This window comes from Nostoc sp. ChiSLP03a (assembly GCF_034531215.2).
GTDB lineage: Bacteria > Cyanobacteriota > Cyanobacteriia > Cyanobacteriales > Nostocaceae > Nostoc.
The window spans coordinates 1-15,100 of sequence record NZ_JAVRBQ020000132.1; the positions used below are offsets into that span (position 1 = coordinate 1).

Annotated in this window: 8 protein-coding genes; 5 read left to right on the forward strand and 3 right to left on the reverse strand. The window is 41.6% G+C overall.

The genetic code is table 11. The annotated features are described in order from the left end of the window. Positions 1–481: 481 nt before the first annotated feature. Positions 482–2,011, reverse strand: coding sequence for a PAS domain-containing sensor histidine kinase (locus RMY32_RS21520; protein ID WP_322712203.1), 1,530 nt, complete (start codon positions 2,009–2,011; stop codon positions 482–484). A 474-nt stretch (positions 2,012–2,485) separates the two neighbouring features. Between RMY32_RS21520 and RMY32_RS21525 the strand changes: the two genes are divergently transcribed. Beyond that, a complete protein-coding gene (locus RMY32_RS21525; protein ID WP_322712204.1) occupies positions 2,486–3,925 on the forward strand; it encodes an AAA-like domain-containing protein in 1,440 nt (479 codons plus the stop codon). 426 nt (positions 3,926–4,351) lie between these two features. After that, positions 4,352–5,155 (forward strand): PEP-CTERM sorting domain-containing protein, encoded by an 804-nt coding sequence (locus RMY32_RS21530; RefSeq protein ID WP_322712205.1) that lies wholly within the window; start codon positions 4,352–4,354, stop codon positions 5,153–5,155. Positions 5,156–5,322: 167 nt separating this feature from the next. Here RMY32_RS21530 and ebsA read toward each other — a convergent pair whose 3' ends face one another. Next, on the reverse strand, positions 5,323–5,697 hold the full coding sequence (gene ebsA, locus RMY32_RS21535; protein ID WP_322688958.1) for a type IV pilus biogenesis protein EbsA: 375 nt from the start codon (positions 5,695–5,697) through the stop codon (positions 5,323–5,325). Between the two features lie 686 nt (positions 5,698–6,383). On the opposite strand from ebsA, the gene RMY32_RS21540 reads away from it, so the two are divergent. Further along, entirely contained in the window at positions 6,384–7,790 is a 1,407-nt protein-coding gene (locus tag RMY32_RS21540; protein WP_322712206.1) for a glycosyltransferase family 2 protein, read from the forward strand. Between the two features lie 66 nt (positions 7,791–7,856). On the opposite strand, the gene RMY32_RS21545 is transcribed toward RMY32_RS21540, so the two are convergent. Then, on the reverse strand, positions 7,857–9,941 hold the full coding sequence (locus RMY32_RS21545; RefSeq protein ID WP_322712207.1) for a DNA polymerase III subunit gamma/tau: 2,085 nt from the start codon (positions 9,939–9,941) through the stop codon (positions 7,857–7,859). A gap of 390 nt (positions 9,942–10,331) precedes the next feature. Between RMY32_RS21545 and RMY32_RS21550 the strand changes: the two genes are divergently transcribed. Both RMY32_RS21550 and RMY32_RS21555 read left to right on the forward strand, forming a co-directional pair. Continuing rightward, positions 10,332–11,021, forward strand: a complete 690-nt coding sequence (locus RMY32_RS21550; protein ID WP_409883675.1) for a hypothetical protein — start codon at positions 10,332–10,334, stop codon at positions 11,019–11,021. Positions 11,022–11,218: 197 nt separating this feature from the next. Further along, positions 11,219–15,079 (forward strand): CHAT domain-containing protein, encoded by a 3,861-nt coding sequence (locus RMY32_RS21555; RefSeq protein WP_322712209.1) that lies wholly within the window; start codon positions 11,219–11,221, stop codon positions 15,077–15,079. Positions 15,080–15,100: the final 21 nt, after the last annotated feature.

The window sequence follows — 15,100 nt, forward strand, 5'->3', positions numbered from 1 at the left end:
AGATGAACTAGAAGCTTTGTTACTACTTCGTTGTCAAGAACTAATGAAACAACATGATTTAATCTCTGGTTTAACTTGCTACTACTGGTGGCCAAAAACAAGGGCAGCTTAATTATAAGTGTTCATCCGAACTTGATATTAATGGATTGCAGCAATTTGCTTAATCAGGACTTATGCAATGTTACACAAGCACGTGGCGGACTACACCGCGCTCAATACCGTTCGGTTAAGGAATTTTTTGGTTAAAAGCAGGCGACGACCGCCTTGTTAATGCATCGACTTGTATTGTGAAGGCGACGGCCGCCTTGTTAATGCATTGACTTGTATTGTGAAGGCGACGGCCGCCTTGTTAATACATCGACTTGTATTGTGAAGGCGACGGCCGCCTTGTTAATGCATCGACTTGCATTGTGAAGGCGACGGCCGCCTTGTTAATGCATCGACTTGCAAAAATTAACACCTCCTCCCTAAAGTTAAATACCTAAAAGTTGGCGTGTTTTCTAATCGCGGCATAGTGTCTTGCTGTTGTATTCATCTCAATCACCAACTCTGTCCCTTGACCTAATTGAGAATTACACTTAAGTTTACCTTGATGTTTTTCAACGATAATTTGCCGACTAATTGATAACCCTAGTCCTTGACTTTTGCCTACTGGCTTGGTTGTAAAAAACGGTTCAAATATATGTCTTTCGATATGGGGAAGCATACCTTTGCCATTGTCAAAAATGCGAATGATAACTTTGTGTTTTTTCCCTAGTAGTTTGTCATTTACCCAAGGTTCATGATTATTGACCAATGATAAATGACTGCTAACAACTTCTGTATGAATCAAAATTTTTGGAGTAAAAGAATGATCGTGCTTCATCCTCTCTTCTAAAGCATCAATGGCATTGGTTAAGATGTTCATGAATACCTGATTTAGTTCACTAGGGTAACACTCAATTAAGGGTAATTCTCCAAAGGTTTTAATTACTTTAATCTCTGCTCTATCAGGTTTTTCTTTGAGACGATGTTGTAAAATCCTGAGAACACTATCAAATCCTTGATGTATGTCAACCTTTTGCATTTGACCTTCGTCAGAGGTAGAAAAATTCCGCAAGGCGAAAACAATATCTTTCACACGCTCAGAACAGGCTCGCATTGACCACAGTAATTTGAAAAATTCTGTCTTCACGAAACCAAGGTCAAGGTGTTGCAAATGTAAGGCAATAACTGGGGTAGGCGTGGGATAGTAATATTGGTAAAGTTCAATAATTCTGATTAAATCTTCAGCGTATTTACTAGCAGTATGGAGATTACTGGAGATAAAGCTAACGGGGTTGTTAATTTCGTTAGCCATATCTGCCACCAGTTGACCGAGATTAGCCATTTTCTGGTTCTGCAATAACTGCTTTTGGGTATATTTGAGTTCATCAAGAGTAGTTTCTAGCTGTTGTGATTTTTCCTTAACTTGGTCTTCGTTAGACTGGTGTTGAGTAATTTCTCTTTGGAGTTGTTCAAATAGTTGGTATTGTTGAGTAGCGATTGCTTTATCCTGATTAATATCCTTGTGCGTTCCCACCATCCGCACTGGTTTACCGAATTTATCCCACTGAAATACTTTGCCACAAGTCAAAATCCACTTCCACTCCCCGGATTTAGTCAACATTCGCAATTCGACTTCAAACACAGGTATGCATCCTTGGAGATAATCGTGCAATACCTGGCGAATTCTTGGTAAATCTTGTGGATGTACCAGTTGTTCAAAGGATTTATAATCGTTGTCGATTTCGTCTACTTTATATCCCAGGATACTTTTCCATTGGGAATCGTAATAAGTTTTGTCAGTTACTAGATTCCAATCCCACAATCCCAAGCCACTAGCGATTAATGCCATTTGTAAGGTGGCTTGTGAGCATTGGCAAGTATCTAAATTTTCTAGAGATAAGTCTTTGGCTTCTGGGAAACTCTGAGAATCTTGTACTGAAAATGGAGCTTCTGATTCATGAGTAGCGGGTTCTTGGATATGCATAGCTGCTGGTACGATGAGGAAGATATTCTGTAGCTTTCTCTCTACGCTGTTTTAGCACCCTGACGATTCAGTTATGGACAAATCGCCTAGTTGGTTTATTAGGCTGTAACTTAGGTCAGGGATATATCAGCCGATATCATCAATTGGAATGGAATTTAGAAGAATGTAACCTGTGTTGCGATCGCAATAGCAATCTTTTAGAAAAAATCGCTACATTGTTGTGCATCTACATTCTAAGATATGTCTAAAAAAAGTAGTTCAAGTCACATATAATTACCTAAAAAACCCGAAAACTTTGTAAAAAAAATTCTATGATTGAATCACGCTAAATAATTTCAGGATGCAAAAAATTGTCAAGGCTTTTTTGTAGCTTTTTTAGTCAGAGCTGGCTGCTATGCATAAAAGGCAGCCGACATTGACTTCTAAAGCTGAATGGTGTGAAAAAATATCATACTGAATTAGAGTCAATGAGTAATGACTATAGATGAACTAGTATTGCTACTAAAAGCCAGTCAAGCAACCGGTTTAACGACCCTCCAAGAGTTGATATTACGTTCTTCGTGGGAAGGAGAAACCTACGCCGAGATAGCTAGTGAAGCGCACTACGGCGAGGAACGTGTCAAGGAAATCGCTGCTCATTTATGGCAAGTACTGAGTAATTTTTACAAAGAACCAATACATAAATCCAACTTTCGCGAGACTTTAGAAAATCACCCTCAAAGCGTTGCGCATCAGCAGTTAATTAAGGAATTCAACCGAGCCGCCACAGCGATATCCTTAGAATTTCCTAGCGGCCCAGTATCTTTTAATTCCAGATTTTACATCCCTCGCCCGCCAATTGAAGAACTCGCTTACGCAGAAATGGCTGAACCTGGGAGTGTAATTTGCATCAAAGCACCCAAAAAGATGGGAAAAAGCTCTCTGGTTTTGCGGTTGCTTGCACGCGCTAACAAGCAAGGCTTTGGTACCGTAACTTTGGACTTTCAGCAAGCAGACAAAGCAGTATTTGCCAGTTTGGATAAATTTTTGCGCTGGTTTTGTGTCAATGTTAGTCGGGAGTTACAGCTAGAACCAAAACTCAATGATTATTGGGATGAAGATATGGGTAGCAAAGTCAGCTGCTCTATCTATTTCCAAAAATATTTACTGCCTGCGCTCTCAAGTCCCTTGGTTTTAGTATTAAATGAGGTGGACTGGGTATTTGAGTATCAGGAAATTGCTCAAGAGCTGCTACCATTAGTGCGATCGTGGCATAAACAAGCCAAAAGGGTAGAAATTTGGCAAAAACTGCGTCTGGTTCTAGTTTATTCAACAGAAATTCTTGTTCCCATAAAACTCACTCAATCGCCATTATTTAATATTGGTTTGACAATTAATTTACCTCCCTTTACGAAAGAGCAAGTGCAGGATTTAGCACAACGTCACGGCTTGGATTGGACAGATGGTAAAGATGCCGATAGTTTGATGGCAATGGTGGGAGGAAATCCTTATTTGGTGCGATTGGCATTGTATCACCTTGTGGGTAAAGGTGGATTAAAAGGAGATTTAGGGCAGTTATTGCAACAAGCACCCACAGAAGCCGGAATTTATAACCAGTGTCTAAGGCAATATGTATTAGCACTTCGAGATCAGCCAGAATTGGGAGATGCTTTTTATGAAGTGATTAATACTACAAATTATGTGAAATTAGAGCCAAGCTTGGCATATCAATTACAAAGTATAGGGCTAATTAATTTAGAAGGCGATGTCTACGACGGGCTACGCCTACGCGGTACTCCTGCGTGTGAATTATATCGGTTATATTTCCAACAATATCTCAAAAAAAGTGAGCATTTCAATAATACTCATGTTGAACAATTGAAACAAGAAAATCAACAGTTATCAGTCCTCTCTAGTTTAGATGAACTAACTTAATTAGTTAATCACTGCTACTTTGAAAGCTACCTGCAAATTGAGTGGCAAAATTTTGCTCGTCAAAACATTCCAATATCACTGATTTTTTGCGATATGAAGAAGAATTCAGCTATTCTAAATTCCGGAGTCAGAATGAATCAGTGAGAAATTCAGACCCGCCACTGTTTTGTTTACCACTAAATATGCAGATTGAGTGGAGGTGTTAAACCCCTTAATTCATCCAGCAGTCGCACAAAATTTATTCTGAATTTTGACTTCTGACGCCTTTATTCTGTTTTGCTAAAAATAGCAACTGATAAGACTTTTTTTATCGATGAAACTTCCATTACTAGCTTGGGAATAATAAATCATGCATGAGATAAACTTGCAATTAATCTCAGCATATTAGGTGTGTTTACTATCGACAAATAAAGGAACAATTTGTTAATGAAAGTGAGTTCATCAGGGATTAAGCTAGGTTTTGCAGCTGTTAGCAGTAGTTGTCTTGCGGCAGTAGCGATCGCTATGAGTGGAGCAAGTGCAATTGCTGCTCAATTCATCACAATTGAAAGCACTGGTACATTATCAGGAACTATCGAACTGCCCAGAAATAATCCCAATTTCAATAATAGTATTACTCGTATTGATACGGATGATACTGGAACTTATTACCGGAACTTAGGTACTAATAATAATCCTAATTATGTTCCTGTATACCAATCAGACTATTTACAGGTAGAAACACGCTCTGATGGAAGTCTGCATCACTTTGTTGACTTAAAAGGTATTCCAATTGTCTCGTTTGATGGTGTTTTGACATCGCCGGTGCTTTCTGGTGGTCAATTGACTACCTTTCTTTACCAGGGACAATTGCCAGGAACCACATTTCAAGGAGTAGTTCAAGATGAATTTAATCTTACAAAAGCTTTCTACACTGGTACTGTCACTGATCCAAATACCGGAAAGAAATATCAAGGTACTTTTGAAGTGAGTGGATATGGGGAGCGATATAGTAATCCCAATGGGGATTTAACTCCCACGGTCTTTGATTTCAAGTCTGATATCCCAGGTTTCCCAGGCGTAACATCTTTGACCATAACTAACGCTAGTTTGGCAAATTTAAGAATCATAGTACCTATAAATGAAACTTCTATTCCAGAACCCGCTAGCCTTCTCGGAACTCTGATGGTAGCTAGTTTTGGTATCATTCTGAAAAGAAGAAAAGACAGGGGACTTAGGAAGACGTTTTAAAGCTTAAAGCCTGTTGTAAAAAAGCTCACAAGGCTGAAGCTGAATTGTAAAAATCAGTGCCTTGTGAGCAAATAATCTCAGACAATAAGGACTAAAGTCCTTACTACGAACTTATTTATCTATCAATTTAAAATAAGCCGGACTTTTGCAAATCCGGCTGAGTTTAATCATTCATCTATACGCAGTAGCTTGCGATAAAACGGTTGTGAAAAATCGGTTATACGATAACGTTTATAGTTGTCCATAAGTTCAATTAAAAAATTAATAAACTCGAAACTAGCCATCATCAGTTCATAGCTCAGGTCAGCATTGCCATCAAACTGAATTCGGCAACGGGTTAAGTCTGAGGGTAAAGTAGCAACATTCCAGGAGGCGACAAAGGGAACATGTTCGCTGGCTTCAATCTTCCGATGTCCCTCCAAGACCCCTTTTTGATAAAGACTGATGGCATAGGGTAAGAAATTGCGCCTAGCACCCTGAACATAAGGTAAGTAAACACTGGCTTGTTGTTGAGTTGCAGGCTGGAGTTGCTCGATAGACATAGTTAAATATTCCTCAAGTTAGTTAGCAACTGGGGATATTAGTGGATGTTAGTAGTATTCCCCAAAGATGTGTCTAAAGCACATAGTAGGAATGGGGATTGGGGATTGGGGATTGGGCATTGGGCATAAGGGATAAGTCTTTGATACTTGCTGACGAGTTTTTGAACTCCACTCCTCTGCTCTCCAGTCCCCCAGTCCCCATGCCCCAGTCCCCATGCCCCATACCCAATAAATGAAGTTACTACTAAGAAATATTAAAATTTCGGTTACAATGATGCTGCATTAACTGTTATCGAATCTGGGAACGGTAACACTAAAAATCCCTACTGTACAGTGGTGGATGGCGTTATTGCAGTTTTTCCCAACAAAAAGCTGCTGCTGCCTTGCTATTACTTTACCCAAACCGGAGTTTTCATTAGGAAAAGTCCGACTCTACAAGCTTCCTGCCGAAGTGGCTATCAAAGGAATCAAGCTTCTGTCTAAGAGTAGCAAACGCGGTTAATATGAGGTAATTACGCACAGTGGCGGTGACAACAAAGGTAGTCCCAGCGGCTTTTGGCTTAGGGATAGCGGGTATTGCAGTTTGCCCATTCCGATTAATATCGGGAAAAGTAGCTTAGGGATATTTGTCCGTAAAATTACTAACTGTAGACAAATAGTGGTTTTTGAATCAAGCAACCTAACCTATGCCAGCGAATTCCTGGCCCGAAGAAGATTCTTATCAAGAGCTCGATCCGCTCAACTCCTTGTTATCTGACCTATCAGTAGATGAGGAGTCAGTGTTAGAGACAGATTCTATGTCTCTAACATCCCGGTTTCAAGGTCGTAGAGGCAAAGCAGCTCTAGTCTTGACTATCGTCTGGAGTGGCACGATCGCTCTACATTTAGTTTCTTGGGCTTCCATTTTTATTCTAGGACTGACCACCATTCTAGGATTTCATGCTTTGGTGGTGGTGTTTACTAAATCCCGTCGCTATCCAAAAGAAATACAGGGAGATTTGCCTTCTGTTTCTGTGCTAGTGGCTGCGAAAAATGAGGAAGCAGTAATTGCTAAATTAGTCAAAAATCTTTGTAATCTGGAATATCCAGGTGGGGAGTACGAAATTTGGATAATTGACGATCGCAGCAGTGATAGCACGCCACATTTATTAGCGGAACTCGCACAGAAACACGACCAGCTGAAAGTACTAAGGCGTTCAGCAGAAGCTACTGGTGGCAAATCGGGGGCGTTGAATCAGGTATTACCGCTGACAAAGGGCGACATTATAGCAGTATTTGATGCTGATGCCCAAGTAACACCAGATTTACTGCAACAGGTAATACCTTTATTTCAAAGAGAAAACGTGGGGGCGGTGCAGGTGCGAAAAGCGATCGCCAACGCTAAAGCAAACTTTTGGACTAAGGGTCAAATGGCCGAAATGGCTCTTGATACATGGTTTCAGCAACAACGGACTGCCCTTGGTGGTATTGGCGAGCTGCGGGGCAATGGTCAATTTGTCCGGCGTTCCGCCTTGGAAAGCTGCGGTGGCTGGAATGAAGAAACTATTACCGATGATTTGGATTTGACAATCCGCTTACATTTGGATAAATGGGATATTGAATGTGTTTTCCATCCTGCGGTGCAAGAAGAAGGAGTGACAAATGCAGTTTCACTCTGGCATCAGCGCAACCGTTGGGCAGAAGGCGGTTATCAGCGCTATTTAGATTATTGGGATTTAATTCTCAAAAACCGGATGGGATGGCGTAAAAGCTGGGATTTGCTGATTTTTATGCTGATTATGTATATTTTACCGACAGCAGCAGTACCAGATTTATTAATGGCGATCGCTCGTCATCGTCCACCAATGTTAAGTCCGATCACAGGCTTGTCCATTTCTATGTCGATGGTAGGAATGTTTACAGGTCTGAAACGGGTACGTCAAGATCAAAAGTTCCCACTTTCTACATATCTTACGATGCTGGTGCAAACCCTGCGTGGCAGTTTATATATGTTGCACTGGTTAGTCGTCATGAGCAGCACTACTGCTCGGATGTCGGTAAGACCAAAGCGCCTGAAATGGGTGAAAACCTTGCATACGGGGAATGGGGAATAGCCCCTTTGGGGAATTAAAAATTAAAAATTAAAAATGCAAAATTACCTAAAATAATTTTGCATTTTTTTATTCATCATCAACTTCTGCTTCTTCTACCCATTCTGGTGTAGTTATAGAATCGGAGAATTCTGGGAAATCATCTGCAAAACGGATAATTTGTCCGTTGAAAAATTCTGCTACACGTTGAGCTGCGATCGCTACTTCATCAGGTTCCCAATCAGGTGCGGGTGTTTGTTTTGGGGGTGGAGGCAAAGTTTGCATCCCCTTTCCATTTACCCCGTTTCTATTTGCCCCATTTCCATTTACACCATTGCCATTTCTTGCTGCCAACTCGCTTTTTTGTGGTGCTGGTAATGGATTGGTTGGCTGTGGTGCTGGCGCTGGAGGCGAAATTTGCTGGTTGTAACTGGGAGTTGGTGGTTGCTGAACGCGAGTAGAATCTTTTGGCGGAGGATTTTTTTTAGCTGAGGTAGGAGTTGCAGAACTGACTTGTTCCAGATTTACCTGAACTTCACGTTGAAAAGTCTGCTGGAAAGCTGCTTTCATCATCGGGAGATCAGATTTAAGTGTTTCATACCATTTAGCCCCTTTAACAGCAATACGCGCTACAGTACCGTTAAACTCTATTAGCTGGCACATTTGTCCAAGTAAAGCTTGCCTGGAAGGCATCGGAAAATTAGCACGCACCTGTTGCCAAACCTGAGTTAAGTCATATTGTGCTTCCCCAACAACTTCTTCTTCTCCAACAACTTCTGAAGTTTCTGGTTCAATGTTTGCAGGTGGCACAGGAACAGCAACAGGTTCTGGGGTTGGTGGTGAAACTGATTTAGCAGCAGAATTGTGATTTGTTTGCTGTTCAACAGGGGGAGATGAAGTGACGGGCTGATTTTGACCAGCTGCTTGATGATTGGGAGATGCAGAATTATGATTTGTTTGCGGTTCAGCTAAAGGTACAGAAGAGACTGCGTGATTTTGGGCAACTACTGGAGGATAGCTTGGAGATACAGCAGGTGTATTAACTCGCGGTGCGACACTTGGGGCTTGTAGCTGAATATTCGTCGTTGCACTAGGCAATAATCCTAGTAATGTTACTTCCAACCACAAACGCGGCTGGGTGGTATTTTTAATTTGTACTTCAGCTTCTCGCAGGTGTTTCTGTCCTGCTAAGATCGCGCTCATATCGAAGTATTGAGCAAATTCAATCAGCGCTGTCCAGGTTTGCTGAGTACAAGCAACCAAATCGTGGCGGTTGGGTGCTGTTTTCGCAATCAGTAAATCGCGGTAAAAAGCAGCAAGATTTTGCAGAATAGTTAGGGGTTCTCGACCACGATCTAAAATGTAGTGAGTACAGTCTAGAACTGCTTCCGGTTTATCTTGAGCGATCGCATTTAAAAGCGCTAACAAGTCCTGTTCGCTTACCGTCCCTACCAAATCCCAAACTCGCTCTGGTGTCACTTCACCCGCTAACAAGCCCAATTGATCGAGTAGACTTTCGGCATCTCGCAAGCCTCCCTGAGAAAGTTGGGCTACCAAGGTGACAGCATCATGTGAAATATGAATGTTTTCTTTAGATGCGATCACACTTAAATGCTTCACCATCGCCTCTAACTGAATGCGTCTAAAATCAAACCTTTGACAGCGTGAAATAATTGTTGGTAAAACCCGTTGCGGGTCTGTTGTCGCCAATACAAAAACTACGTGCCTCGGTGGTTCCTCTAGTGTCTTCAGTAGCGCATTGAATGCCTGGGTACTGAGCATATGGCATTCATCAATAACATAAACCTTGTAGCGACACTGGACAGGAGCAAACTGGGCTTTTTCAATCAACTCGCGGATATTATCGACACCAGTATTACTGGCGGCGTCAATTTCAATTACGTCTAGGGTGTAGCCCTTAGCGATCCCCTGACAAACCTCACACACGCCGCAGGGTTCAGCAGTGGGCTTGTCACTTTTTAAACAATTGAGAGATTTAGCCAGAATTCGGGCACTAGAAGTTTTCCCCGTACCTCTTGGCCCGGTGAATAAATAGGCAGGGGCGATTTTCGATGTGCCGATCGCGTTCGTGAGGGTGGTGGCGATCGCCTCTTGGCCCACCAGTTCAGCAAAACTTTTGGGGCGATATTTGTGGTGCAGGGGTTCGTAAGACATGGAAATATAGACTTCAATGCCTTTCAAAGTGAATTAGTAGCACCGAGTCGAGTTGAGGATTCAATTATTTTAAACTCTCGTACCTGGCTTTATTTACCGATGTTGCCATAGCCCAAGACTCAACTAATGCCGTAAATTTTGGCACTTAGGAAAGCAAGCAACCAGAGCTTATCCTCTACTATGATTTCAACATCAATGTATGGGAATTATAGCATATCATTTAGTACATTTGTTCTATTTAAAGAAACTGGGAAGCAGAGGAGAATAACTCTTGACAAATGACAAATGACTAATGACTAATGACTATACGTTTTATTGACTGAACTAACGCCATAGTCCAGTGCGATCGCTACAATTTTATAGATAAAGTAAAACTCGATGGTGCAGCAAATGCTCAAGCGGCTATTTCAATGGCTCAAAAAGCTTTTTCAGAACTTGTTTGGTGGAAAACAGACTACCTCAAAATCTAGGGGGAATGTAGAAAAAGAACCAGCACCACCCTTGAGCGATACGGATCTGGAATTTCTCTTCAACGAATTGTTGCAAGGAGTACATCAAGCACGAGGGGAAGCATGGGCACAGAAGTGGCTGCATAATATCGAACATCGCATCACAACTCAAGAGTGGGTTGAGTGGTTAGGGCGCTTTGGCGACAGATTGCTCGCATCTCCGACACCCAATAATGAAATGGCGGCGCGGTTAGTGCAATTGGGTGAGTTAAAAGTCGGAGAAATTGGAGATGTTGCCTATAATATCGGGATGCAGTTGTTGACACGCAATGAAGGCGAACCAGTTTGGGAATATGAAGGGCCAGATGCTTTTAGCACTACTCCTTTGCCCTCTGAGGGAACTGCCTCAGTATCGGAGTCAGCAGATGCACCAGAGAACCTTCCAGAGGGAGAATACCAAACTGTCACCCTAGAACAGTTGTTTGTAATGTTGCAGGAGGATGAAAATTTACGTCAGCAGATTGCTCAACAGCTTGCCGTTGAAACAGACGATCCACAAGTGCTTGTTCAGGCATTAATTAGTCAGTTATATCCTGCTGGCCAATCGACTACAGAGCAAACTGAAAATTAACTGCTTGTCAGAATCAAATTCAAGAGTTAAACCTGGGAATTGTAACGTTGTAATGCTATGCTCTTGAAGATTTGTATATTTTTTGCTAACCTGCTACGGAAGCGCTGTCCGAATCTAATGGGTTTTTACGTAATTGATGATTTTTTTAAGACAACGATGGCTACAATCTAGAAAAACAAAATCCAAGAGTGTGGCAGATGCTCAGGCGGATATCGCAGTCGCTTAAAAGGTTTTTAAAGCGCCTCATTGCAAGTAAACAGAATAGTTCTCTCAAAGCTTCGAGAGGACGCAATCTGGTGGGGGTACCACCAGAACTAACCAATGCGGATCTGGAACAATTGTTTATCCAATTGTTAGAAGGCGTGCATCAAGCACGAGGACGACAGTGGGCATTGAGGTATCTGCAACGAATCGAATATCGCATTCCAGCTGAACGTTGGATAGACTGGTTGGTGATGTTTGGTGAAAGCTTACTAGCTTCACCTACACCAAATCCTCTTTTAGCAACACAAATGGTGCAATTAGGGGAACTTGGTGTTGGCAGAATTGGAGAAGTTGCTTATGACATTGGCATTCGGCTAATGCAAAACTTACCTACAGAAATAGAAAATTATCAGGACAATCAGGCACAAGACGATCTAGAAATCACTCCTGGGCAAGAACTGATCCGCGAGTTGGGCGAGCAGTTATGGGAGTATGATGAGCCAGATGTAATCGAAACTACTCCTGGACAAGAACTGATCCGCGATTTGGGCGAGCAGTTATGGGAATATGATGAGCCAGATGTAATCGAAACTACAACCGATGAAGAAATTATCTCAACTTCTCCCGGACAAGAGCTAATCCGTAGCTTTGGCGAGCAATTATGGGAATATGATGTGCCAGATGTTGAAACAATAACGTCAGCACCTCAAAATGCCTCTTTTGAGGAGAAATCGCCCGAAAACTTCGAGGAACTGGTATCAGAATATGAAAGGGAAGACGCCCAACCTACAATACCAGAAAATATCCCCCTGCCGACAGCAGAAGATACAATCAGCTTATTAACCCAACTTCGGTTTGACGAAGAAGAAGTTGTTCAAATTACTACACCAGCAAATCTTCTTTCCACGAGACAAAAGACTGAATTAGCAACGTCTCCCTCGGTGGAAACCTGGGATAACACTTTGACGAATTTAGAGCCAAATGTGGCTAATACTTTAGATGAGTTGTGGGTGAAGTTGGATCAAAGTACCAATTTAGTCCAGCAACTTGCTTCAGATTTGGCAGTTCAAAGCAGTAATTCTCCTGGTATTATTGAGCGGCATAACGATAATCCGATTACCCACGCTCAAGGGTGGTTTTACCAAGGTCTCAGCCAAGCGAAAACAGGCGATTTGCTAGGCGCGATCGCATCTTATGACCAAGCTATTGAAATGCAACCCGAATTTTCCGAATATTGGTTTAATCGAGGCTTAACGCTGTTCCATTTAGAACGTTTTGATGAAGCGATCGCGTCTTATGAAACAGCCATAGAACTGAAACCAGACTTTTACAAAGCTTGGTACAACCGGGGTGGAACTCTCGGAGAATTAGGATACTTTGAAGAAGCGATCGCTTCTTTTGACAAAGCTATAGAAATCAAGCCAGACTATCAAGAAGCATGGTCTAGCAAGGGTTTGGCACTACTGAAATTAGGTTGGCTACCAGAAGCCATTGCTAGTTATGACCAAGCGCTACAACTCCAACCAGAAGACCAGGAAAACTGGTATTACCGAGGCATAGCCCTAGCCGTCAGCGAACAATTTGCCGAGGCGATTATATCTTACGACAGAGCTATAGAAATTAACCCAGATTACCACGAAGTGTGGATAGATCGGGGTGTAGTGCTGTTTAATTTAGGCAGGTGGTCAGAAGCGATCGCTTCCTGGGACAAAGCACTTTCAGTTCAAGCCGACTTCTACTTAGCTTGGTACAACCGGGGTATAGCATTAGACAACTTAGGAAGGAGACAAGAAGCGATCGCCTCCTATCAACAAGCGATCGCCATTAAACCCGATTTCCATTTAGCTTGGTATAATCAAGCAGTAGCACTGTTTTATTTAGAACAATTTGCCGAAGCGATCGTCTGTTATGACAACGCTTTGCAAATTAAACAAGATTATTGGGAAGCTTGGATTGGTCGGGGAACTGCGATCGGTCATTTAGTAGATTTTGACGTTTTGCAAAATTTGTCGAGTAGTATCATCGCGACAAATCCCGCCTTACAACAGGGCGGCTACGAAGGAAAATTAGCCAGCTACGAAGAAGGGTTAAGGCATCTGCGAACAGATACCCATCCAGAAGGTTGGGGTAGATTGCATTTTGCGATCGCTAATACTTACTATGAGCAAGGCAAAAAACATACTAACACCCGCGATTATTGGCGCAAAGCTGCATCTGAGTACCATCAAGCGCTGTTAACCCTGACATTAGAATATTTTCCCCAGTTGCATCTAGAGGTTTTACAATCTCTCAGCAAAGTGTTGATGGGTTTGGGACACACAACACAAGTTCAAGAATTGCTGCAACGTGGCACAGATTTATTGCGACAATTACTGAGTGAAGAAACTCGCTCAGATGACAGTAAAAAACAGTTAGCTTTAAAATTTGCCGGCTTCGATCAATTGGCAGTTGATTTAGCTGTAGAGTCGGGTGATTTAGTAGAAGCTTGGGAAATTGCCGAACAAGGTAAAAATGCTTGTTTAAACTGGCTGCTTTCTGGCTGGAATCATAATATTTACTCGCCTTATTATGGCGCAATTCAACAACTATTCAATCCTTCAACAGCAATTATTTACTGGCATATTAGTCCAGTTGCCCTACATACTTTTATTCTCAAAGACCAAGCACCATCACCAATTCTCCTGTTTACACCCATGCAAGATACTGGGGTAATACCTTTAGGAGAAGATGCTATTCGTCTCAATGAATTGCCTCTACCCGAAGCAGTGCAACGCCTAATTGAATTTGAAATTTGGCTAGAAAATTGGCATCAACAATACCAAGAATATCGCAGCACAGCCCACGACAAAGAAAGTAAAAGTCAGCATTCTTGGCGAGTTGAGATGGAAGAGAAGCTGTTGCAACTGTATGAAATCCTGAATATTTCCACAATTGCACAGGAACTTGAAGGCATCACCCAACTGGTCTTAATTCCTCACCGTGACTTGTACAGATTGCCCATTCATACACTTTTCCATTTTTCTTCGCCATCACCAGAAGAGTTACCGAATGTAGAATCAAATTTCAGCTTTACTTATCTACCTAGTGCCCAAATAGGTTTATCAATCAGAACTGAGGATATTTGGCAGTGGCAAAATAAATTATTGCTTAGTGTTGAACATCCTGAAAGTACAAGTTATCCCACACTTAAATTTGCCAAATTGGAGTCTGAAATTGTTAGTCAGATGTTCAATAATATCCAACGAATTCAAGGGGCAGAAGCTACGAAAAATATTGTTGAAAATGCCCTATTTGATAATTATAATATCTTGCATTTTACAGGTCATGTTACTAATAATTTAGCTGAACCCAAAAAGTCAGAATTAGCATTAGCGGGTGAAGACAGAATTACTCTAGATGAAATCTGCCAACAAAATCTAGATAGTTACAACCTTATTACCCTCTCTGCCTGTGAAAATTTAAGTACTAACAATTACACTATCACCAGCGAATATGTAACTTTAGTCAGTGGTTTTGTAACTCAGGGCGTACCTCATGTAGTGAGTACTCTTTGGAGTGTAGAATCTTCGGCTAGCGCCTTGGTGATGATCGAGTTTTACCGACGATTACAGCCCAATAAATCAGCAGTTACTGCCTTAGCTGAAGCAACACGATGGCTCAAAGAACTAACTGCTGGAGAACTGACAAAATGGTATGAAGATATCTTGAATAATCTGCATCCAGAAGAAGTAAGAATTCAAACTTATTTAGCGACTCAACTATATAGAAATAGTAAAATGGCATCAGATAAAAATCTTTATAATCATCCTTATTATTGGGCAGCTTTTACAATTATGGGTAAGCCGAATAAATAATTCGTAATTCATAATTCGTAA